Source organism: Caldifermentibacillus hisashii, assembly GCF_039654145.1.
Lineage (GTDB): Bacteria > Bacillota > Bacilli > Bacillales > Caldibacillaceae > Caldifermentibacillus > Caldifermentibacillus hisashii.
Genome location: NZ_CP155467.1, coordinates 3,528,903 through 3,552,820 on the forward strand (window position 1 = coordinate 3,528,903; position 23,918 = coordinate 3,552,820).

At 36.1% G+C, this 23,918-nt stretch carries 23 protein-coding genes and 1 other annotated feature; of the genes, 5 read left to right on the forward strand and 18 right to left on the reverse strand.

The features are described from left to right. Positions 1–429 precede the first annotated feature (429 nt). Positions 430–655: a binding site (T-box leader), on the forward strand. Positions 656–711: 56 nt separating this feature from the next. Then, on the forward strand, positions 712–1,986 hold the full coding sequence (gene serS / locus NSQ14_RS16980; protein ID WP_034772960.1) for a serine--tRNA ligase: 1,275 nt from the start codon (positions 712–714) through the stop codon (positions 1,984–1,986). Positions 1,987–2,278: 292 nt separating this feature from the next. On the opposite strand, the gene NSQ14_RS16985 is transcribed toward serS, so the two are convergent. Then, a complete protein-coding gene (locus NSQ14_RS16985) occupies positions 2,279–2,947 on the reverse strand; it encodes a helix-turn-helix transcriptional regulator (protein WP_041901844.1) in 669 nt (222 codons plus the stop codon). A gap of 840 nt (positions 2,948–3,787) precedes the next feature. Here NSQ14_RS16985 and sdaAB point away from each other — a divergent pair. The 3 genes from sdaAB to NSQ14_RS17000 all read left to right on the forward strand — a co-directional run bounded on the left by sdaAB (position 3,788) and on the right by NSQ14_RS17000 (position 6,804). Then, positions 3,788–4,480: an L-serine ammonia-lyase, iron-sulfur-dependent subunit beta gene (gene sdaAB, locus NSQ14_RS16990; RefSeq protein WP_041847060.1), complete on the forward strand. Its 693-nt coding sequence runs from the start codon at positions 3,788–3,790 to the stop codon at positions 4,478–4,480. Positions 4,481–4,504: 24 nt separating this feature from the next. Beyond that, positions 4,505–5,383 (forward strand): L-serine ammonia-lyase, iron-sulfur-dependent, subunit alpha, encoded by an 879-nt coding sequence (gene sdaAA, locus NSQ14_RS16995; protein ID WP_041847059.1) that lies wholly within the window; start codon positions 4,505–4,507, stop codon positions 5,381–5,383. Positions 5,384–5,475: 92 nt separating this feature from the next. Beyond that, the gene (locus NSQ14_RS17000; protein WP_041847058.1) at positions 5,476–6,804 is read left to right on the forward strand and encodes an aromatic amino acid transport family protein; all 1,329 of its coding nucleotides are present in this window, start codon (positions 5,476–5,478) and stop codon (positions 6,802–6,804) included. Between the two features lie 513 nt (positions 6,805–7,317). Here the strand turns inward: NSQ14_RS17000 and NSQ14_RS17005 are convergent. The 13 genes from NSQ14_RS17005 to NSQ14_RS17060 form a co-directional block, all read right to left on the reverse strand. After that, positions 7,318–8,259 (reverse strand): LysM peptidoglycan-binding domain-containing protein, encoded by a 942-nt coding sequence (locus NSQ14_RS17005; protein ID WP_270578827.1) that lies wholly within the window; start codon positions 8,257–8,259, stop codon positions 7,318–7,320. 177 nt (positions 8,260–8,436) lie between these two features. Then, positions 8,437–9,849 carry a GDSL-type esterase/lipase family protein gene (locus NSQ14_RS17010; RefSeq protein ID WP_346216626.1) on the reverse strand — a complete coding sequence of 471 codons (1,413 nt, stop codon included), beginning with the start codon at positions 9,847–9,849 and terminating at the stop codon, positions 8,437–8,439. A gap of 456 nt (positions 9,850–10,305) precedes the next feature. Further along, on the reverse strand, positions 10,306–10,524 hold the full coding sequence (locus NSQ14_RS17015) for a hypothetical protein (protein WP_034772974.1): 219 nt from the start codon (positions 10,522–10,524) through the stop codon (positions 10,306–10,308). Positions 10,525–10,578: 54 nt separating this feature from the next. Continuing rightward, on the reverse strand, positions 10,579–10,797 hold the full coding sequence (locus NSQ14_RS17020) for a hypothetical protein (protein ID WP_034772977.1): 219 nt from the start codon (positions 10,795–10,797) through the stop codon (positions 10,579–10,581). 323 nt (positions 10,798–11,120) lie between these two features. Then, positions 11,121–11,345 (reverse strand): putative holin-like toxin, encoded by a 225-nt coding sequence (locus NSQ14_RS18940; protein ID WP_428831583.1) that lies wholly within the window; start codon positions 11,343–11,345, stop codon positions 11,121–11,123. Between the two features lie 116 nt (positions 11,346–11,461). Next, the gene (locus NSQ14_RS17025; protein WP_156103272.1) at positions 11,462–11,623 is read right to left on the reverse strand and encodes a hypothetical protein; all 162 of its coding nucleotides are present in this window, start codon (positions 11,621–11,623) and stop codon (positions 11,462–11,464) included. Between the two features lie 159 nt (positions 11,624–11,782). Then, complete coding sequence (locus NSQ14_RS17030; protein WP_052480278.1) at positions 11,783–12,007, reverse strand: hypothetical protein; 225 nt, start codon at positions 12,005–12,007, stop codon at positions 11,783–11,785. Between the two features lie 403 nt (positions 12,008–12,410). Then, the gene (locus NSQ14_RS17035) at positions 12,411–13,463 is read right to left on the reverse strand and encodes a BtaManbiosPhlase (protein ID WP_041901850.1); all 1,053 of its coding nucleotides are present in this window, start codon (positions 13,461–13,463) and stop codon (positions 12,411–12,413) included. Between the two features lie 12 nt (positions 13,464–13,475). Beyond that, positions 13,476–14,393, reverse strand: a complete 918-nt coding sequence (locus NSQ14_RS17040) for an MTP-1 family protein (RefSeq protein WP_428831598.1) — start codon at positions 14,391–14,393, stop codon at positions 13,476–13,478. 32 nt (positions 14,394–14,425) lie between these two features. Beyond that, a complete protein-coding gene (locus NSQ14_RS17045; RefSeq protein ID WP_346216627.1) occupies positions 14,426–16,030 on the reverse strand; it encodes an alpha-glucosidase in 1,605 nt (534 codons plus the stop codon). A 12-nt stretch (positions 16,031–16,042) separates the two neighbouring features. Further along, positions 16,043–16,870: a carbohydrate ABC transporter permease gene (locus tag NSQ14_RS17050; RefSeq protein ID WP_346216628.1), complete on the reverse strand. Its 828-nt coding sequence runs from the start codon at positions 16,868–16,870 to the stop codon at positions 16,043–16,045. Continuing rightward, positions 16,857–17,735, reverse strand: a complete 879-nt coding sequence (locus tag NSQ14_RS17055) for a carbohydrate ABC transporter permease (protein WP_041901854.1) — start codon at positions 17,733–17,735, stop codon at positions 16,857–16,859. Before NSQ14_RS17055 ends, NSQ14_RS17050 begins: the two co-directional genes overlap by 14 nt. Then, positions 17,735–19,054 carry an ABC transporter substrate-binding protein gene (locus NSQ14_RS17060; RefSeq protein ID WP_041901856.1) on the reverse strand — a complete coding sequence of 440 codons (1,320 nt, stop codon included), beginning with the start codon at positions 19,052–19,054 and terminating at the stop codon, positions 17,735–17,737. Before NSQ14_RS17060 ends, NSQ14_RS17055 begins: the two co-directional genes overlap by 1 nt. Positions 19,055–19,362: 308 nt before the next feature. On the opposite strand from NSQ14_RS17060, the gene NSQ14_RS17065 reads away from it, so the two are divergent. Continuing rightward, a complete protein-coding gene (locus NSQ14_RS17065; RefSeq protein WP_268753583.1) occupies positions 19,363–20,397 on the forward strand; it encodes a LacI family DNA-binding transcriptional regulator in 1,035 nt (344 codons plus the stop codon). A gap of 276 nt (positions 20,398–20,673) precedes the next feature. On the opposite strand, the gene NSQ14_RS17070 is transcribed toward NSQ14_RS17065, so the two are convergent. From NSQ14_RS17070 to NSQ14_RS17085, 4 genes are all read right to left on the reverse strand, one after another. Continuing rightward, positions 20,674–21,327 (reverse strand): HAD family phosphatase, encoded by a 654-nt coding sequence (locus NSQ14_RS17070; RefSeq protein WP_346216629.1) that lies wholly within the window; start codon positions 21,325–21,327, stop codon positions 20,674–20,676. A gap of 73 nt (positions 21,328–21,400) precedes the next feature. Then, a complete protein-coding gene (locus tag NSQ14_RS17075) occupies positions 21,401–22,120 on the reverse strand; it encodes a KDGP aldolase (RefSeq protein ID WP_326973614.1) in 720 nt (239 codons plus the stop codon). After that, the gene (locus NSQ14_RS17080; protein WP_346216630.1) at positions 22,120–23,229 is read right to left on the reverse strand and encodes a DgaE family pyridoxal phosphate-dependent ammonia lyase; all 1,110 of its coding nucleotides are present in this window, start codon (positions 23,227–23,229) and stop codon (positions 22,120–22,122) included. The genes NSQ14_RS17075 and NSQ14_RS17080 overlap by 1 nt, the downstream gene beginning before the upstream one ends. A 15-nt stretch (positions 23,230–23,244) precedes the next feature. Next, a complete protein-coding gene (locus NSQ14_RS17085) occupies positions 23,245–23,916 on the reverse strand; it encodes a DUF4310 family protein (RefSeq protein WP_269919519.1) in 672 nt (223 codons plus the stop codon). Between the last annotated feature and the right edge of the window lie 2 nt (positions 23,917–23,918).

A 23,918-nucleotide genomic window follows, 5' to 3' on the forward strand; every position in this document is an offset into this window, starting at 1 on the left:
AACTGTCCAATAGAGCGACTCCCGTGGACAAAATAGTGGCCCAACCAGATGAAACTGTCCAATAGAACGGCTCTCGTGGACAAAATCGGGAGTTAACCAGCAAAAATTATCCAATAGAACAGGTTCTCAAAGACAAAACCATAAGTCATTATCAACAACTCTTAAAAAGATACAAAATATTTCTCCATTGAATAGGCTTTTTGGTTAAAAACAGACAATATGCAAAGATCCTTCTATCCTTGCCTGATTTTTTAACAAAAAGCTTTAGTGGAGAAACTTCATGTAATTTTATAAAATTGTATGTGTGTTTATCTGAACTTCATGATTTTTTTACACACCCTTGAAAGCCCTTTAGTTTTTCAATATATTTTTTGTATCTTGACTATCCCGACTGATTTAGATATAATCTTGTTAAAACAATCACATAACTTTTAATCGATGACAGGAAATAGTAACAGGGTGAATTTACTTTAAGAGAGCTGATGGTTGGTGAAAATCAGCAGTAAAGACCTGTGAATCCATCCTTGAGAGTGGTACTGAAAAGAACTTGAGTAGGTACTGCCGGTAAAACCGATATCTTGATCGAGAGGTAAGTATTTTTTACAATACTTGCAATTTGGGTGGCAACGCGGATATTCAAACTTCCGTCCCTCTTTTGGGATGGAAGTTTTTTTATTTATGTAAGTCTATTTTAAACGAGGAGGTAGGAAAATGTTTAATATTAAATTACTTAGGGAGAACTTTGAAGAGGTAAAAGCAAAATTACAACATCGCGGTGAAGACTTAAGTGACTTGGAAAAGTTTGGTGAACTGGACCAAAAGCGCCGGACATTAATCGTTGAAACCGAACAATTAAAGAAAAAGAGAAAAGATGTATCTGCTCAAATTGCCGTTCTAAAAAAAGAGAATAAAGATGCTGAAGATTTAGTTGTTGAAATGCGTGAAGTTGGTGATCAAATAAAGGAACTTGATGAAGAATTACGTGTGATTGAAGAAGAATTAAATGCATTACTTTTATCCATCCCTAATTTGCCGCATGAAACCGTACCCATCGGTGATACAGAGGATGACAATGTTGAAATTCGTAAGTGGGGAGAACTTCCTCAATTTGATTTTGAACCGAAACCCCATTGGGATGTTGCGACTGAATTAGGAATTATTGATTTTGAACGTGCTGCAAAAGTAACAGGAAGTCGCTTTGTTTTTTATAAAGGCCTTGGTGCAAAATTAGAAAGAGCACTAATGTCCTTTATGCTTGATCTTCATACGGAACAACATGGTTATACAGAAATGTTGCCGCCATATTTAGTAAATCGGGCAAGCCTGACCGGGACCGGACAGCTGCCAAAATTTGAAGAAGATGTGTTTTTAGTTGAGAAGAAGGATTATTTCCTCATACCGACAGCAGAAGTACCTGTTACCAATTACTATCGTGATGAAATATTATCTGCAAAAGACCTTCCTGCTAAGTTTGCTGCGTACAGTGCTTGTTTTCGTTCTGAAGCTGGATCGGCAGGAAGAGATACACGTGGTTTAATTCGACAACACCAATTTAATAAAGTTGAATTGGTAAAATTCGTTAAACCGGAAGATTCTTATGATGAATTAGAAAAACTAACCAATGATGCCGAAAAGGTTTTACAATTACTGGGACTTCCTTATCGGGTAGTAGCTATTTGTACAGGCGATCTAGGATTTACTGCTGCGAAAAAATATGACTTAGAAGTATGGCTACCAAGCTACAATACGTATCGTGAAATTTCTTCTTGCAGTAATTTTGAAGATTTCCAAGCAAGAAGGGCAAATATCCGGTTTAGAAGAGAACCAAAAGCGAAACCTGAATTCGTTCATACGTTAAATGGTTCCGGATTGGCAATTGGGCGTACGGTTGCCGCCATTTTAGAAAATTATCAACAAAAGGATGGAAGAGTACGTATACCAGAAGCTTTAAGACCTTATATGGGTGGTAAAGAATATATTGGGTAATATCAATGCATAAACAATTATTATCTTAAAAAGATAAATCCCGACAATTAAATTAGGCCGAGAACATTGATTTAATCATGTTTTCGGCCGGTTTCATTTTCTCTAAGTGTAGATAAACAATAGATATGTTGGGAATTGGAGGAAAATTCCTATAATTAGCTTTGGTTTAGTGTTGATTCACACCCAAAAAACTTTTTTTGTGAGAAACTTAACACAAATAACAAGAGTTTCTATTGTACTAGCGTGAAAATTTTCGTAAAAACCTTACTATAATTATTTGAAAATTTATTTATTATTTCTTTTCATTGCGAGATATCATATGAAGATACCGATAAACACTTGATTCCGACATTCCCATTATTTCAGCTACTTCACTTATTGTACCTTTAATATCAAATACACCGTGTTCTTTTAATTTGGAAATGGCAAGTTTCTTTTGTTCAGGTGATAATTGAGCACCTGATTCTAAAATATCTTTATCTATTTGTGTATAAATAATGTTCTGAATGTTTTCAGTTAAGTTTTCAACCGGTTGTTCCTGTTCAGTTTTCTTGTCCAAATACTGTATATCCCAGCTTAAATTAGCTAACCTCAATACATCCTTTGCGACCTTTCGATAGACATCCGCATCAAAGTTAATACATAACAGACCTTGTAACTGACCTTCACGATTTTTTATAAACATGGTTGATGAACGAAACTTTTTACCCTTTGGTCCTTCTCCAACATAATTTACAACAAAATCTTTTGTTAAATATACTTTTTCCTCAATTAACTTTTTTGCATAGTCTGTTAAAGGGCTGGTTAATGACCTTCCACTCAACTCTCCATGGACGATGTGACCAATGTGTGAACCTCCATCAGGATCTAACACATGTAATACAAATTCATAATGAGGGCCAAAGACTTCTCCCAGATAATTCATTAAATTTTTATAGTGTCGAAAAAGATAATCATCCAACTTAGTGTTCCTCCTTTATACTCTTCTATTTAAATAGTTGGGGGAAAAATTTTATTTAAATGGTTTTTAATTATATTACTTACAACGATTTGCAATAATAATGATTCAAAAAGTGTTGACTGTCCCTTTTTTAATGTACGAGATGTACGGGAAATTTTACGTTTATACAAGGAAAGCCTCAAGTAATGCATCGCAGCAGAACGATTTTTTGACGAACTACGGACCTATATGCTCCGACGCCCGAGTCTTCTTTATACAGTTCATTATAACAGATGTTACAGACAATCCAATATATTTTAATAAAAATTTTTTACTAGAATAATTTTTTACTATAAATGATTGACGCTAGATTTTTTGTGTGATATTATTAACGCGTAATAAAAATTTATTACATTGATAATTTTTTATTACGAATTGATAAATAATATAGTTTTCTTTGAAACTTATAAAATCTTATCCTTGAGTCTTTTCAAAAAATAATATAGGAGGTGAACGCAAGGCAAATAAACGGGAATGGTAATGGATTATTTGTCCTTTGAAAGCGATTTTACAAGTGCTGCTAAGTGATGAAAGGAACCTAAAGAAAATGTATCTGCTTTTATTATTGCACACCATATCATTGTCTAGTCTATCAAGATGAAAATAAGGAGTTATTGAAGCTTAAAATTAGTAAGTCCCAATGAAATAGAATTGCTACTCGAATTCTGATTGGTAACGTTGGAAGCACAGTTCTTGTAAGATTTTACCAAGTGTAATTTAATTGTAACTTTTAATTTTTAATAAATGTTATTGCAAGATGATTCTAGTAATAACAACATTAATTTTAAAGGAGGATTAGCCATGAACGCAGTAACGCTTAAAGAAAAAAAGAATATTAGTTACAAAAGTTGTTTTGATGTGATTGGACCAGTTATGATCGGGCCCTCAAGTTCCCATACGGCAGGTGCTTTAGCCATCGGATTAGTTGCAAATAAATTATTTAAAGGTCTTCCAAAAAGAGTTGTGGTAAAGTACTATGAATCATTTGCAGAAACCCATAAGGGACATGGAACTGATTTTGCCATTATTTCCGGTATATTAGGTTTTGCGACTGATGATAGCAGAGTCCCCGATGCTATCAAAATAGCGGAATCTCAAGGTATTGACATCACTTTTTTAGAAGAATCAGGGGATAGTCCTGTTGGTCATCCAAATACTGCTGATATTTATCTTGAGGATGATAGTCGATCTATTCGAACAGTGGGAATTTCAGTCGGTGGCGGATTAATTAAAGTCAAACATATTGAAATCGATGGATTTAGCTTAAATCCTCAAGGTTCATTGCCAATAATGATAGCGATTTCGAGTAGAAATAATCTTGAACTCGAATTACGCAGAATCTTTAAAAAATACGAGGTGGATATTAATAACTCCACTAATTTGGAGAAGGACGGAATATATTTGTACCAGTTTGATTTGGATTCACAATTAAGTGGTGAGGCAAGGAAAGAATTGGAAAATCTCAGTGATATAGCGAATATCATTATACTTTAATTAAATTTGGGGGTGAAATAAGGTATGTATATGTCTATTAAAGAAATAGTCGAAGCAGCGAACGAAAAACAAGTACCCATTTATGAATTAGCAATTAAACAGGAAATGGAAGTAACGAAATCTACTTTTGATGAAGTTTGGGCGAAAATGGAGAAAAACTTAGAGACGATGGAAAATGCTGTAAAAAGAAGTGTTGAGGGCGATGGTGTATTTTCCCCTACTGGATTAACTGGAGGAGATGCGGTTAGAATTAAAAAATATCTTGAAAGTGGAAAATCACTTTCTGGCGATGTCATGATGAGAGGCGTTCAAGGTGCAATAGGTACAAATGAAGTGAATGCGGCTATGGGGGTTATTTGTGCAACACCAACAGCCGGAGCAAGTGGAACAATACCCGGTGTACTTTATACCATTAAAGAAACATTACAGTTAAGTCGTGAGGACCAGATTCATTTTCTGTTTACTTCAGCATTATTTGGAATGATTGTAGCGAATAATGCATGTATTGCAGGAGCTTTAGGGGGATGCCAAGCTGAAGTAGGGAGTGCCTCCGCAATGGCGGCTGCAGCGGCAGTAGAAGCTGCGGGAGGAACACCAGAGCAATCAGCCCATGCGTTCTCAACCGCACTACAAAATTTACTCGGTTTAGTTTGTGATCCAGTCGCAGGTTTGGTAGAGATTCCTTGTGTAAAAAGAAATGCTGTTGGAACGGCGAATGCATTAGTGGCAGCAGATCTGGCATTAGCCGGTGTAAACAACCTGATAGATGCTGATGAAGTAATTGATGCAATGTATAGAGTAGGTAGACAAATGCCTCGGGAGTTAAGAGAAACTGGCTTAGGTGGGGTTGCAGAAACACCGACAGGAATTGCGATTAGAAACAAAATTCTAGGAAAGGAATAATAGGATTTTAAACTTTTTTAAAAAATGTTTTGTAGTGGATTGTGAATCTATGAACAATATTAAAAATACTACCTCACAAGGAGGAAATGAAAATGAGTCAAAATGCAGCTAAAGTACAGGAATTTGAACATACTACAGAAGAACTTCATCAATATAAAGACCCGAATAAATGGCATATGCAAGATACCACTTGGGCAATGAGTCTTTTTGGAACAGCAATTGGGGCAGGTGTCCTCTTTTTACCAATTAATGCCGGAGCAGGAGGTATATTATCTTTACTTTTAATTACGGTACTGGCATTCCCTGTCATGTACTTTTCACACAGGGCGATGGCTAAAATGATCTACTCTTCTAAATCTGCCGGTGAGGGTATTACAGCAACAGTTAGGGAGTATTTTGGAACTAAAGCAAGTACAGCTTTTGATATCGTCTATTTCTTTTCGATTTATGCAATATTACTGATGTACGCAGTTTCTTTAACCAATACTGCAAGTAGTTTCATTGAGCATCAATTGAACATGCAAGCACCACCTAGAATTATACTATCACTTATTTTGGTGCTCGGTCTTATCTTTATCGTGAATTTTGGTCATGATGTTACGGTAAAAGTCATGAGCTGGCTTGTATATCCATTTATAGCCTGTCTTGTGTTCCTAGCTTTATATTTGATTCCACAATGGGATCTTTCAAATTTAAGTTTAGCTGGTAATTTTGCAAATGCCGATGGAGGAGCAGGCTTTGTTGACATTTTAAAAATATGTTGGTTTATTCTTCCAATTATTGTATTCTCGTTTAACCATTCTCCTATGATATCTACCTTTGTTATTAAACAACGGGAAACCTATGGAATGGAAAATGTTGACCGCAAATGTGCCCAGATTCAAAAGTTTTGTTATATCATGACGATTTCAGTCGTTTTGTTCTTTGTTTATAGTTGTGTTTTGAGTGTGACTTCTGGTGACCTTGCACTGGCAAAAGAAGAAAACTTGCCAATCCTTTCATTTCTGGCTAATAAATATAGTATGCCTTTATTTGCAATGGCGGCTCCTATCGTTGCTTTCGTTGCCATAACAAAATCCTTCCTTGGTCACTATGTAGGGGCATATGAAGGTATGGAAGACATTATTAAAGAGTTTGCTAAATCTCGCGGAAAAAAATTAAATAATAAAACAGTAAAGAATATCATCATTGGCTTTATGATTGTGACTTGTTGGCTAGTTGCTTATGCAAACCCAAGTATTCTTGATCTCATTGATATGATTAATGCGCCACTAATTGCGCTAATTTTATTCCTATTACCAATGTATGCAATCTATAAAGTGCCTGCACTGGCTAAATACAGAAAAAATTATTTGAGCAACGCATTTGTTATTATTCTTGGCATACTAGTCGTTCTATCAAGTATTAAAGCATTCTTCTAATCGTGGTCCAGAGAGGCAAGTTCACTATTCCTGGTCCGCGGTGACAGTTTTGTGGTCCAGTGGTGGTCCAAAAAGAATATCACTACTGAAGTTTTGTGATGGTTTTCACTGAATGGGCTGAACGTAACCGGAGTGGTCCTTAAGCACGGATTCACTGTTCATAGTCAATGTTTGTAAAGGTATTCCACTTAATCGGGGTAGTTTTAAGCACGCGCCCACTACTCATACTCAATCTTTATGAAGGTGTTAGGCTAAAAGGATGTACTTAACCGAGATGTTTTTAAGCACAGGTTCACTGTTCATACTTAATGTTTGTGATAGTATTCACTAAATGTGGTTTATTTTAAACCGGACAAACAATAAATAAGATGTAAGTTGACTTAAAGCTACAATACTAAAAGACATAAATGACTCAACGTTCCAGTAAAATTGCTGTTAATTAAGATTCTAATAAATTAAACCCTGCAGACATACTTACCTGCAGGGTTTTTCTTCTTTCTTATTTTAGGGTTTTTATTCTTGAATCGTAATATTGACGTTACGTACGCCCCAGTTTATCGCTTGCTCTCTGGTTGGGAAGTAAATGTCGATCTTATTCCCTTTAATCGCGCCGCCCGTATCTGCTGCAATGGCTTCCCCGTAGCCTTCTACATAAACTTTACTGCCAAGCGGTATTACTTTTGGATCAACGGAAATGACTTTCGCATTCGGGTTTTTATTTAAGTCAATTCCTGTTGCGGTAATTCCAGATCCACCCGCACTTTCAACTGTATACCCGGTCGAAGTGACAGTTATCGTTTTACCGGGTTGTGCTTCTTGTTGAGTTGTTACTTCTTCAGTTGCTGGCTCTTCACTTACTTCTGCAGGCTGTGCTGGTGTCGTTTGTTGTTCGGTTTGTTTTTGTGCAGGAGCGGGAACTTCCCCCTCACTTGGTTCCTCTGATGCCGGTTGTTCTGCAGCTGCCGGTTGCTCAATAAGTTCTGTAGCCGGATTTTCTGCCGATTCATTCGAATTTTCTTTCGCCTGTTCATCCCCTGTTATAATTTGTCGTGCAGGCTGACTACTAGATTGTCCATTTGCACCTGACAAAGCTACTTCATCTGCATTTACCCCGGGGATCGTTAAAACTTGACCAATCAAGATTAAGTCGGATGTTAAGTGATTGGATTCTTTTAATTCATCTACGGTAATGCCATAGTGTTGTGCAATCGCCCAAAGTGATTCACCTTTGACGACAGTATGTACGAATTCCGTTTGCAACACTTGGCCAGGATGGATAGTGTAAGATTGTAAATTATTAAATTTTATTAGATTATTTACGGTTGTCTGATGTTCTCTTGCAAGATTCCAGAGATTGTCACCATTCTGCACGACAATTTCTTCTGCAGAAACAGCCGATGTCCATAGACCCGCACTAGCAATCGCTGCAGCAACGGTAACGACTAATTTTTTCATTTTGTAATTCCCTCCTTGTAGGCTACATATGAACTTTAACATAGAAATAGAGGGATTACAGTTACATAGAAATTAAAAATGCGTTTCAAAGATTTAACATTTCATTAAAATGGATATAAGGTCCTTAAGAACGTACTACATAAATACTACTTTTGGATAGACATGCCCTTTTCAGCATTATTCAAAACCTTCCCGCTTAATTCTCCTGAAATACATAAGATAAGAAACGCCGGCTATGGTAATCGTGAACATACCAATTAGCAGGAATAGGCCATTATTTGTTGCTGTGTTTGGTAGTTTCAATCTCTGGTTATTTCCAGCCGTTTTTACGGTGTTCGTTGTATTTGCTTTGTTGTTCATTTGTTCAAGTTTCTCCCCTGTTGTGCCGCTATTACCGGAATTCAAATTTTCTCCTTGATTGCTGCCAGTGTTTTGACTGCCGTCCTTTTCATTATTTTGAGGTCCTGTTTGGTCGCCACCACTTCCTGTACCCGAATCACCCGGCTGTTCACCATTTTGACCGCCACCATTATCATCAATAGGATCAGATTTACCTATTTCCAGCCAAAACAGTTCATTGACTTTTACGTAAAGAATATTGGTGTTTTGATCAAAATAGAAATCACCTATCTTTCCATAATCGACTTTCGGGGCTCCTTGTCCGACAAGTTGTTCCCCTTCGTATTCTTTAAGATCATAGCTTTTTTTCCAAACTAGATCTACTTTTTCATATACAATCCAGTTTTTGATATCTAGGTATTTATCTCTTGAGTGTCCTATTTCATCGCTCGGTGTTCCCTCTCCAAAAATCCAAACAATCGGTAAATTAGGGATGATAAAATTAGCAAACTGTCCTGCAATTGCTTGATAGCCTGCTTCTGTCGGGTGAATGTCCGGATTTGGTAAGTATTCTTGGTATTTACCATTGAAAATCTCAAAAGTTGGTACAAAGGTCGCTCCGTTATACAAAGCCACTGTGTCTATAACTTTATTTAATTCACCGATTAAATAGAGGACAGCATCCTGTATATTTGGTAAAAAGTGTAAGGCGTTGTAGTAACCCATTATATAAACTTGTGCATCCGGATTAATTTTTCTAATTTCTTTCAACGTTACATCAATATTGTCTCCAACTGTAATCATTGCAGCTTGAATCTGTTTCATTAATTCCGAGTCATTCGGGTTGAATTTCGTTACATCCCCAATTATCCCTAAAACATCATTTGCCCCTGCATCATAGGTAATAATGTCTGCTTGTTTTATAGCCTCTCTTACTTGCTGATATTTTGGACTTTGTGGATTTATCAGGTCATCCAGCACATGAGTTGTTCTATATCCGCCAATCCCGAAGTTCTGCAAGTCAACTAAATAAGAGGAACCGCTTTCAATTCTCTCCTTAATGAATTCAGGATAACCCCTTCCTCTTGATTTGTCATTTAAATATCCCGCTGCCAAGGAATCCCCTAAAGCAACATAATTTAATATTGGCTTTTCAAAATTAGCAGCTAATGTTTGATGTGGTAAGACAAATGAAATAACCAAAAGAACAGACAAAATTGTAGTAATGAATTGTTTTATTCTTTTTTTCATGAACATATCCCCCAATGCCCTATTAAAAAATTAATCTTCTATATATGCAAATCAAAGTTGTTATAAAACAGTGGTCTTATGTTGAATGCATCATCTACTGAGATAACGATTCTGGTGCTCTCCTTATTTATTGATTTGCCTTAAAAAAGATAAACAATACTTTCCATTCACTCCTTCTGTTTTTAGTTACACTATTTAATTTATTCTATGTTTTTCGTTAAAACCCTTTAGAAAAATAAGTTTTTTGGGGATGATTTTTTCCGATAATCTCATCTAAAAATCAGAATATACATAGGAGTCAAAATTACTTAAAACTCCCCTTATTAAATAAAGTAACTCTTTACCTATTTCTAATTGCAAGTTTTCTGATAAAAATTTTAGCATTTTCAAAATAAAGTGTGTACAAGTGGCAAGTCATATGCAAGAAGCGGACAAGTTTCTGCATATTGGCAACAGTCAGCTTTGCAAATAATTGGGATTTTTGCATACATGCCTGTCTTTGTTGACAACATCGTCATTGTAGCTTTTTTTGCTTCGAGGCCGATCTCCGAATACCCCCATAAATTTTGATCCCGGCTTCAAATTCTCTCGATTCATAACAGCTTGCGATATTTCTTCTGCCGCAATATCCACCAGTTCTTCTAAAGAATCTAGTTCGCTCCGTTCATCGCTCATGCTCTCGCCTCCTTTTACGGTTAAATTAATAGGCTTTCGGCTCGAAATGCATAACTAATATCCTTTTCTTCTGACCCAAAAGATTCTTGAATGACTTGGACGCCCAGTACAGTAAAGTTCCGTTTGTATATCTTCAATTTCTTCAATATAAGCTTCTGTTTTTAATACGCCTTCTACAACAATTGCGTGTTGGTCTTCTGCTTCAACGAGCGTACGAGTAACGGTTAGCATTCCATTAATCGACATTGAACCATTAACAATGATCTCACCCATTTATTATCCTCCCTTCGCATTCTTTCCCTCTCTAATCTATTACTCATGAATAATTCGCTATTCTATACAAGCGTAAACAAACAAAAAACAGCCAAAATGCGGCTACTTTTAATAAAAATAGTTTGTGTATTATTTTCTATGTAAATTTGGTTGTAAAAATCACTTTTTAGTATATAATGAAAATAGAGATAAATATTAAAAAGGACGCTAATAAAACATTAGCGCCCAGGGTATACAACAACACTGCTAGAAGTACAGTGACCGTGTGTCGTTGGATCAGGAAAAAGCCCTACCCTTTAACACTTGGCCGTGCAGGGGTGGTGTTATTTCTTTTTGTTGGAAAAAATAGCCACTAAAACCGATAAAAATGTTAGAACAAACATTCCGAAAGCTAACATCAAGTTTAGTGCTTCGTATGTTACCACCAGTGGCCACCTCCCCTCGAAGGAAGTTTTTAAAACACCACCACCGTTCAAAGAAAGATCGCGGCCACTGCCCACCCTGCTATGTAGTTGTATGTCATTTATTTTAGACTTTTCATTATGCACGTCTATTTACTTTTTTATGATGACCTATTCGTTCTAATCTTCCTCGAATATTTAAGCGCTTTTCCCGATTTGTTCAGCAATGGCTTCTATGCCGTAGCCTTTGTGATAAAGATCAACTATCGTTTTTCAATTTCTTCCTCTGTGTACTTGATATTATTATTTAACCATACTGGCCTTGCTTTAATGCCAAGCACATTTAATCTTCGTTTTACGACCCCTTCTGTTTGGTTCAATGATTTAGCAATTTCCGGATACATAAATTGATAAGAGCAGACCATTCTAATTAATTCTAATCATCTTCTTTTGTCCACGGTTTGATTTTGTGACAGCTGATTTGATCGGCTCTTCGTTTTTCTTCTGCCCAATCCCAAAAATCCTCATATGCAATTACATATACTTTTTCTTTTACCGCAAACAGCTTCTGTTTGACTGGAAACCTATACCTTTGAATCCACAGTCGAATAGTAGACAAGACTTAATTGGCGAACAGTGATTCCGTCATAATATGTACGTGGATCGCCAAGTCCTAATTGAGTTGCTTTGCTTTTAACTGCATAAATGGAACAATCGAGTCCTTTGGCAATTCCTTTAACATTAACAGACCCCCACCTATCTTCCAGATACCGAACCTCTTCCTCCGTCCAGTCTCGATTCCTGCCCACTTTATCAACTCCGTATCTTCTTATCTTTTATCCTATGTTTTAGCAATCTTTATCTTTTAAGAAACTTCCTAATCACTATAACTACAAGATAAACCAGCCCAATCCAAAAAGCCCCTACAAAGACAAGCGGCCAAAACATTTTACTAACATATAGGAAGGATTTCAATGTTAAAGTATTTTATCATTGGATTAATATGCTTATTACTAGGGGTACAGCTGCTTTATATAGTAAAAGTGTTATTAGTTACAGCGGTGCCTGCTGTTCTCCTAATCATGTTGGGTAGCTTAATAATGATAGGTCCTTTTATTTACTCTATTAGAAAGTTAATATAGCGGCTTTACTTAACTTAATCAACGTAAAAAAGGAGGCCTAAATTTGCACTTGGCCTCTTGAGAATCATTCCTATTTTAAAGAATCCAGAACTTCTTTTATACTAAATTCTGCACAAGCGATCGATGTGTCGGCAACACCATAATACATTTTAATCGTATCACCTTCCACTAATGCACCGCAAGAGAAAACAACATTGCCAAAGAAGCCTTCTACTTCATATGGTGCTTCCGGAGATAAGATAGGTTCCTCAGAACGAGCAAGGATTTTTGTTGGGTTATCTAAATCTAGTAAAATAGCTCCCATACAATAGCGATCGTCCTTATTGGCACCATGATACAATTCCAGCCATCCTCGATCCGTTTTTATCGGAACGGCTCCTGCACCTATCCGACCGTTATCCCACATATTTTCACGCAATCCAAATAGAAACTGGTGATTCCCCCAATGTAGCAGATTTTCAGATTCGGCAATCCAAACTTGTGGCGAACCGGTCGATTTTGGTACCGGACGATGTAAAGCATAATATTTTCCATTGATTTTTTCTGGGAAAATCGTAACATCCTTGTTTTCCGGGCTAAAAATCATCCCATGGTGTTTAATTGTTTTAAAATCCTTTGTCGATACCATCGATTCCCCGACACCTAACGGAGAAACAGCACTAAAATAAATATAATAAGTATCCTCAATTTTTGTTACACGAGGATCTTCAATACCTAAAGTTTCATGTATGTTTGAAGGATAAATAAATGGTGTATCCTCAACAGTAAAATGATGACCATCTTTGCTCCTGGCTAATCTTAAATAAGATAAAGATGTTAAATATGAAAAACATCCTGATTCTTTTTTGGTTATCGTACGAGAGTCGGAAAAGTCATAACGTCCATCTCCTTTGTGGAATTCTACAATATCGAGTTTTTTTGTATTTACATTATATACAGGTGTTTTGACAACGTTCGGATTTTCACTTATAGGACGTTCCGCAACCCTTAAAACAAGAATAGTTTCCCCATTATACTCTGTAACCCCGGCATTGAAGACACCAACTACCTCAAAATTTTCGTGATACGGTTTTACATCTAATGGTGTAAGTAATGGATTTTCTTCATAGCGATATATATTCATTGGTAAACTCCTTTAATTTTCTAATTGTGTAAATGGATCCGGGATAGTGATTTTTTGTGCAGTGGCATCACTAATTCCCGCATATAATTCCGCCTTCCCGTTCGGATAACGAATGAGCCCGCCGCTAAAGACAACTTCCACTAAATCCGGACGCTTCGATGGTCCTTCTAAAAAATCCGCCCGTTCAGCAATGATCTGCATATTACTATAGTCTCTGGTTTCCGGATTAATTTTAAACACCATTGAATAATAGTGACGATTTCCTTCTTTATCAAACCGTGCAATATGACCTAATACACCCAGCATGCCATTCGAGAGCAAATGGACTTCATTCGCACCACCCCACTCATCATCTAAAAATTGATCGAATAAAGGCGCTTCGTTTATAACATTAATAGAAAGATCTTTCAATGAATCGATTTTTGTAAAGCCGATTTTTCCACGTCCTCCTTTTTCTCCTTGTGGGCGGGTAAAAATTCCGACAGAACCATCTGTCAATTCAATTAACCGTAAATCCTTCATGCCATCCGGACCCTCAAAAAATCTTTCCAATTCGCCAATGGTGTTTCCATGGTAAAAAACAGTTCTCCAGCTCAATGAATTTTGTACGGTAGGATGCGGGAAAATTTCAACTCCACCAAATATGAGCTGTCCTCCTATTTTAGTAAAGAAAGGGTCCTGAAGTTCAAATACCGGAGCACTCTGTCTTGGGATCCATGCATCATTACGGTTAACAAAAAACACCACTTGTGAATGCTCACTATCCCTACTTTCCACACGTCCGGCAATCACCCATTCTCCGTTATCTTGAAATGGTGCGGTAATATTATAAACATCCTTATCGTTAACACCCTTGAAAGTAAGTTTTTCCTTTTTAAAAATCACCCGCTGGTTATTCCGATAATTAATTAATAATTCCTCTACAGAAATTGGTTTTCTCTCCTTACCTGTCAACAAGTTAATCATCCTTTCTTAACCAAAACAATTGCCTCAAACGGTAAAATTTCTCTTGGTGGTGAGCTCAAATCCCTTCTTGATGATAGAACAACTTCATAATTTGGACTTAAATCCATTCTTTTGGTTTCATCACTAAAATTTAAATATACATTCACCATGACATCTTGATACTTTCTTTTATAATTGAATAATTGATTTTCCAATTGAAGGCAAACATAATTTCCTGTTGTCAAGGCTGGATATCTTCTCCTGAAAGCGATCAAATTACGATAGTAAGAAAGCATGGAAGCAGGATCTTTTATTTGTTTTTCAACGGATACATCATTATTTGGAAGGGATATCCATGGTTCAACATTAGAAAAACCATAATATGTTGTCTGTGACCATTGCATTGGGGACCGGGAGCGATCTCGGCCATTTCGATTAGCTTCATCTAAGGCTTCTTTTTCCGTTTTTCCGGCCTCCAATGCTAAATGGTAAGCAATCAGCCCTTGTACATCTTTCATTTTTGAAATGTCATCAATCACAAGATCCCGCATACCAATTTCCTCACCATAATAAATAAATGGTACTCCTTTTGCAGTCAACATCAAGGTAGATATTAACTTTGCCACTTCTTCCTCTTTCCCATCTACTGCAAACCGCGTTATAAAGCGGGACATATCATGACTACCAAAAAATAATGTAGGTAGTTGGTCCTCTTTATAGGCAATATCCATCTCTTTTATTTGTTGGTAAATTTTTTCAACATCAAGTTCCGGAATACTTCCTAAATTAAATTGGAAAACTACATCCAATTTCCCTTTACCACAATAATTTTTCAGTTCATTTAAATCTTCAGAGCTAACTTCACCGACTAAAAATTTATCCGGATAAGAATGAACAAAAACGGCAATTTCCTCAATCACTTCTAAAATTCCTTCCTGATTTTTATCGTAACAATGGATTTGTTCGCCAACCTCTTCATCCCATGGATTATCATCAAATCGAACGGTTACTTTCAAATGATTGATAACATCCAATCTGAAACCATCTACACCCTTTTCAAGCCAAAAACGCATGACACGAAACATTTCTGCTTTTACTTCAGGATTGGTCCAATTTAAGTCCACTTGCTGCTCAGCAAAAGAATGGTAGAAAAATTGTCCAGTTTTTTCATCAAACGTCCATGCCGGTCCTCCCATAAAAGAAATCCAGTTATTTGGTGCATTCCCATTTACAGGATCCCTCCATATATACCATTCCCGCTTCGGATTAACTTTAGAAGAACGGGACTCCTGAAACCACCTATGCTCCGTAGATGTATGATTCAACACAATATCGATAATCACTTTTATATTCCTGGCATGAGCTTCCATTAAAAATATCTCGAAGTCCTTCATCGTTCCATAATCCGGATCTACAGTATAATAATCAGAAATATCATATCCGTTGTCTACTTTTGGCGACCTGTAAAAAGGAGTAAGCCATATTCCGTTGATACCTAGTTTTTTCAAATAATCAAGTTTTGAAGTAATCCCAATAAAATCACCAATCCCATCCCCGTTCCCATCACAAAAACTTGGCATATAGATTTCATAAAACACTGCTTTTTTCCACCAATCTTCCATAACAAACCTCTTTTATTTCAAGGTAAATTGCATACCTTCTTGGAATTTTTTAGAGTAGAATAAAAATAAAATAATGATTGGTACGGTTAATAAAACCGACGCTGCATACATCGGACCAGGATAACCACCATAAGGACCAAACATTTGAGAAATTAATACGTTTAATGTCAACATTTCATCGCTGCGAACAGCAATCATATCCCATAATAATTCGGTCCAGCGTTCCGTGAATAGGAACAAGAAAATAACCGTCGTAATTGATTTTGACATTGGCAAAATAATTTTAAACAAAATTTGCAGGTTATTCGCACCATCCAATTTTGCCGCTTCAATGAATGTATCCGGAATAGCGCGGAAGAAATTGGTATACATAAATATCGCCCATAAACTAACCGCTTTAGGAATAATCAATCCAAGATAAGTATCATATAAACCGACATTTTGAATTAGTAAAAAGGTAGGAATTAACAAAATTAAAGCCGGAAAAAACATGTGAAACATAACAAAGTTGTTAATAAAATTTTTACCTTTAAAATTCAATTTGGAAAGTGCAAAGGCAGCCAGTACACCAATCAACATCATGAGAAATGTGGAGCCTAATGATACAATTGCACTATTAAAAAAAGCATGGATCCATGGTCTGGCAATTTCTGCCTCACCACCGGCAAATAACCATTCGTAAGATCGTAATGTGAAATCAGATGGAATAAATTTTTTGTCAATTTGCGACCAATCTGCGAACGAATTTAATACTAAATAGATAAACGGATACACCATAAGCAATAACAAAAATGTAGCTATAACATAACGAATCAAATAATTTTTTCTATTCCCAACCATTTCTTCTACCCCACAATTCAATAAGTTTTCTGACAATATAGATAGAAACGAAGGTAACTACAGCAGCTATTAAAGCAATGGCTGATGAATATCCCGCTTGTAAATTAGTAAAGGCATTCGTAAATATTTCCATTTGCCATGTATTCGTAGCAAAATCAGGTCCGCCACCGGTTAACTGATACACTTCTGTAAATATCCCGAAACTAACACCAATCGCTAAAATAAGCACGGTATAAAGAGCAGGATATAACATAGGTATGGTAATTTTCCAAAAGGTTTGCCATCTCGACGCCCCGTCTATTGCCGCTGCTTCATATATTTCTTTCTCTATTCCGGATAACCCGGAAAACAGAATCAAGCCATAGTAGCCGGCAAACTTCCATGCAATCATAATAGAAACAATTAGCACTGCTGCAATCGGTGTGCCAAGCCAATCAATATTAAAACTTAACTTTTCCCGTAAGAATGTATTTAGTGGACCGTTGTAAGAAAGAATACCATTAACAATTAGCGAAGTAACAACACCGGAAGATAAATAAGGAAGAAAGAAGCCAATTAAAAAAAAGCCTTTAAATTTCGGTAAACCATTCACAACCATAGCCACTGTCAATGACAAGGCCATAACGATCGGAACGTAAATAATTAGAAACTTATACGTATTAACAAAAGCCGATTGAACACTTTGGCTTGTAATTGCCTCAATAAAATTATCAATGCCAACGAAATTAAATTCCGGTGAAATTAAATTCCAATCCGTAAAGGCTAGAAAAAAAGACCAAACTAACGGTATAACGAAAAAGATAATCCCAAAAAGAATGTATGGGCTAGTAAAAAGCCAGCCCATACCATTTGAAGTTTTTCGCATCACTTAAGTTCCCCCTCAATTGCATTCACCATATCTTTCCATGCTTGTTCAGGTGTAATTTGACCTTTCACTATTTTGTTGAATGCATTTTGGCCAATAATTGTTTGAATCTCGTTGTATTTAGAATTTTCCATCGGAGGAACACCTTTAGCAACTGTATCCGCATATGCCTTCATAAAAGGTTTTTGCTCGAAATAAGAGGCAAATGCTTCATTTGTACCTAAATCATCTCTTGCAGGCGGAAGATCGGTATCTTCAAGCCATTTCATATCTGTATCCGGGTTAGAATATACCCAAGTTAAAAATTCCATTGCAGCAGCCTGTTCCTCTTTTGTTGCAGAAGCATAAATAACAATTCCTTTTGCATCAGCAAATGTTTTCGCATTACTCGGATCTCTATCATCCGGAACCGGTGGCAATGATAATGTATATGTTTCTCCATAGACTAAATCAGGGTATTTTTCTTTCCAAGTAGACCCCGGAGTCCAAGGACCGACATCGGTAAATATACCAACACCAGTTTCAAACGGATCCGTAACTTGAGCTGTTAAAACCGCATCCTTATCTACTAAAGACTTTACAAAGTTGAAGACGTCCAAACCTGCCTCTTTATCACCAACAAATTTACTTCCGTCTACAAATGCATTACCGTCCGATGCAGCATTGTACAGCATAAAGAAGTCAAACCACCTTTTCCAAGCAGTTGGATCAGCTAAATCTGGTTTTGCCCAAAGATATTTATCCGGATATTTTTCTTTTAATTTTTGAACAACATCCAATACTTCACTATACGTTTTCGGTGCTTCGTTATAGCCTAATTCTTTTAATATATCCAACCGCCAACCAAATAACATGGAATTCGAGTAAATCGGGAAAATATATTGGTTTCCATCAGCTGATTTCCAGCTTTCAATCGTTTCGGTCATTTGGCGTGTTTTCACCAACTTGTCGAAACCTTCAAGTTTATTCAAAGGAACAATTGCTTTACTTTCTGATAAAAGGGCACCAAACCCACGGTTAATATTTTCGGACATCGTTGGCGCCTTTTTCGCCGCAATGGCTGATTGAATGCTTGCCTCAGACGTCGGGCTTTCTTTAATCGCACTCACATTAACCTTAATATCACTATGTTCTTTATTAAATTCTTCAGCCATATCTTTCCAAAATGCTTGCTGAGTTGGATTTGGAGCCGCCCAAAATTCGATTTCAGTTACCCCCTCCTTTGTATCTTTTGAAGAATCTCCGGAAGAACAACCAATCATCGCTGTTGCAGACAAGCTAAGGGAAATAAACAACGCCAATGATTTTCTTAATCTCATACTTTCTCCTCCTAAATTTTAATTATTCCCCGTTCCATAAAACCGCTTTCACAAGGGCTTTAAAAAATTTCCTTTGGTAGAAGAATAATTATAGTTTAATATTTATCACCTTACAAACAACCTTACAAAAATATTTTAACATTATATTTTTGTTGTAAAGCAATGTAATTTTAATTACAAGTAAATTTTACACAATAAAAATACATATTGTCAAGCTGTTTTTTATACCTTTATCCATGGATTTATCTATTTTCCCTTTAAACTAAATAAATTTCATGTTATATTATTTGTAACGTTACAAAACTACTATCTTAAGGGAGATTTTTATGAAAAGAAAAATTACAATGCAGGATATTGCTGACAAGCTTGGAATTTCCAAAAACTCCGTATCCCAAGCACTATCCGGCAAAAGTGGCGTTAGTGAAGAAACTAGACAGTTAATTGAGCAAACTGCGAAAGAATTAGGATATGTTTATAAAAGCAAAAATATTCCTCCTAAAAAGGAAAGAAACATATGTATCGGATTAATTGCGACGGATTTTGCATTTTCATTAAAAGCATTTTTTGGGGAGATTTTTTTGGCTATTGAGGAAAGCTGTATGAAAAACGGGATTACTCTTAATATCCAATCGGTTTCACAAGAAGCAAAGGAAAAACTTATTTTGCCTGACTTCATTAGAGAAAAAAAGGTAGACGGAATTATTATTGTGTCACATATTCGAACCGAGTATATTAAAAAAGTGATTGCTACAGGTATTCCAACAGTACTAATCGACCATCATCACCCACTTATCGACGCCGATGCGATTCTGACCAACAACCGATTTGCCGCCTATATGGCAACCAAGTATCTGATAGATTTAGGCCATAAAGAAATTGCCTTTGTCGGTAATATTGATTTTTCACCAAGTTACTATGAACGTATGGAGGGCTATCTTTTAGCTTTAAGAGAAGAAAACATTACTCCTCAAAAAAATTTTATGTTTATGAATGTTATAGAGGAAAACAAAGCGGTTGATATATGCATTCAATCACTTGAGAGGGTTCCTACCGGCTGGTTATGTGTGAATGATGGTTACGGGTTTATGGTGTGCACATCCCTTAAAAATAGAGGGCTAAAAATCCCCAATGATGCTTCAGTGATTAATTTCGATAATGGTCAATTATCTCAAATCTCGCAACCTCAAATTACAACGATGGCCATCCACCTAAATTTATATGGAAAAAAAGCGGTAGAACAGTTATTATGGAGAATCAATAATCCCAATGAGCCAAAACAAGAAATTCTATTTCCAGCAACGTTAATCAAAAGAGAATCGACTGGGAAATGTAGTAAATATTAATTTTTGCTGGAGTATACTTTACCCACCTACGCTTTTGTAGGTGGGGGGATCTTTTATTATTCTTAATGGATTAATTATATATAAATTCAGTATATATTTGCATTTTAATTTAATCCACTTTTTATAGATATCTGCTTTCTTTTAATTACCTGCTTGGTTTTTCTAACCGGACTTATGAAATTAATATTAATAGAGTTACGGATGTTATTTTAAATGTTACTTAATGTAAAGTAAGACACATTTTCATTACAATCCTCCCACTTTCTATCATAAATATCACTCTTCTTTTCCTATAAGTTCAAACTCAATCTCTTCTAGCGATTCAACAATAATATCAGCAATTGATAAATCCACTTGAATCTTGGGGTGTCTTATGCCCACCCCATACATGTTTGCATCTTTAGCTGCAACAAGTCCATTATATGAATCCTCAATTACAATACAATTTTCTGGGGGTATATTGATTAACTTTGCTGCTAACAAAAATATTTCCGGATCAGGCTTTCCATTTTTCACCTCATCACCTGTAATTACCTTTTTAAAATAACCTGCCAAATTACACTGTTCTAAAACTTCATTTACCCTCAATCTTCCTGATGAAGTTGCTAATGCTAACGGAACAGCATTCATTTGTAATTTTTTTAACAATGGCTTGACACCTGGATATAGGATTTTTCTATAATCCCATTCTGCTTGTGAAAATACTTCATTTTCAACTTTTAGTAATTCTTCAATGCTTTGAGATAAATTATAATGTTCTTTGATAAGTTTCCATTTTGTTCTGGCGGTAACTCCTATGTATTTACTTTTAAAACTATCCTCAACCTTAATTCCTAAGCGTTTGTATATCTGTTCATTTAAAGATCTATATACTGGCTCACTATCAATAATGACCCCATCCATGTCAAAAATAACACCAAATTTCTTCATAATTAAACTTTCTTCCATCTAATTTAAAAGAAGACTACAGTTTAATCCAACTGTAGCCTCATCCCTATTATTCTTAGTCCCATTTTATTTTAAGTAAATGAATTATTTTTGCAACTTCAGTTTTTCCTGTTTCTTTATTTATTAAAGAAGTATAAAGATGGGGAATAACAACTTCTGCGCCATTATCTAAACATATTTTTACAATGTTATATACATTGTCTACCGTAATACCACCAGTTGGTTCAAAAATTTTTATTCCCGCCCTAACAGCTGCTTTGACCATTGCCGCAACTTCATCAAGATGTTTTTCACCTTGGATTGGATAAAATTTTATGGATTGTATGCCAACTTCAGCCAACATTTTTGCAGCCAAATCACATGAAACTTTTTCTTTATTTGATGAACTTGCGGGACCAGTTGAAATATATACTTCACCAGGAGTTCCGGAAGGCTCAATAACCCCATTAATAATTGGAGTTTCTCCCAATTCTTCCATTCTTCCAAGGGTATAACCTGCCGCACTAAACACTTGGTTAATGTGAACCGGTCTTGTCTTTGCAGAAACATTTGCAACCCTTTGCCACATATTTGGGTCAGCTGCACCCAGCCCAACTGACACTGGTACTCCAATATTTTGAAAATGCAGTACTTGTTGAATTGCTTCTTCTTCAGTAGCGAAGTTTTTCACCATAACACCTACGAAAATACGATCTCCTGCAACTTCAATTAGTTCTTTTGCATTTTGTTCATCTTTAGCTAATACATTAAATATCACTTTTTGTTTTATATCCATCATTTATTTCCTCCCTGTAAAATGTCAATAATCTTATCAGCAATAATATCTTCTTGTCCTTCTAACAGCGGTCGTGGATCAACAGATAAGATACCAACATTTACATAGTGATGCCTTAAGTAAATTGCAGGATTACCAGCTTCAAGTTTATGTAAAAGTTCTTCTGCTGAAATTCCTGTTATATCTTCGTTAATATGAATTTGTGCTCGATAAATTTCCCTTCCAGCTTCGTCCTGTTTAATGGAACAAGTGAGACCCTGTAGTTTTCCAAGTTTATTGCATAAGTTAGTCATTCTCTCAATTTGCTTTTCTGGTTTACTTGATTTATTTTCAATTAATTTGAGAGCAGTTATAAGACCAGCCATTCCTTCCTTGCCTATTTTCATTGGGCGACCAACACCTTTATACTGCTTACGACAAGCCTCCATTAACTCTTTTTTACCACAAACAAATCCAGAAGTTGGACCTTCAAGTGCTTTTCCTCCACTATATATAACAATATCCGCACCCATTTTTATATATTTTTGGAAATCTTCTTCAGCTGCAGCATCAATAATAAATGGCAAACCATGCTTATGTGCAACTTCCATCATAGCAGTAATCGACTGCATTCCCTTTTGAACTGTGTGATGTGACTTAACATATAATAATGCAGCAGTATGATCGTTAATTGCTTGCTCTATATGATCTTTTTCAACTTTATTGGCTTGGCCAACCTCAACCACTTTTCCTCCACCAATACGAATCATTTGACCGATACTAGCTCCAAAATTAACTAAATGCCCTTTTTGTACTATAACCTCATTTTTTAAACCTTCTGTATTGGGGATTCTTTCAATTAATGATAATTTTGTTCCGGCAATAACAGCTGCTGTAGAAATTGCTATTCCCGCAGAAGCACCACAAGTAGGACAACCATCTTCTGCTCCTGTTACTTTTGCGATGACTTTTCCTGTGTATTCCATCAATTCATCTATATCAACATAGTCTTGTGATGCCTCTTTTAATGCAAGTCCGACTTGCTCTTCAACAGCTGATGCACCTAAAGCAGTCATTTTTCCACTTGCATTTATTATTTCTCGTAAACCCAGTTCTTTAAATATTCCCACTTCAAAACACCTCTTTTATAATTCAATCGGAAAGAAAGCACCTAATATCATTGCACCTAAGATAGCACCACCAGCTATTGGTTTTTTCCATGCATAGAATAATGCAGCTCCTATAATAGAACCAATACCAACCGGAATAGAAGCACTAGCTGCAGAAATAATGATTAATGGTCCAAGAAAACGGCCGGATGAATTACCTGCACCCATCATAATATCTGCACCGAATGTGGAATTTGACCTTCCAACCGTAAATTTACGAAGACCAATTATGACATAACCTATTATTATACCTAATAGTGCTCCAGTCAGTAATGAAAGTACAAATGATTCTATTGGAGCTGTAATACCTGCACCTAGTAGCAATGCAGGAACGCCAATACCTAATCCAGTCTGAATTGAACCACCAATATCAAGAATTCCCACGAGCGAGCCTTCTAATATTCGAGCAAATAAAAAGCTTGCACCAAATGCAGCAGCTGCGCCATATCCGGCACCTTCCATCCCTGCCTGTAGCATCGCGACAATTGCTACATCATTAAATGCACCAATATGATATACATAATACATATGAGTCCCAGCAAAGACACCTGCTGACAATAGCGATACAAAGATAGGAAATGACCAATCAGCATACCAAAAGTTTTTCATGTTTTTTTCACTATTCGTTATATTAATATTTTCACTCATCT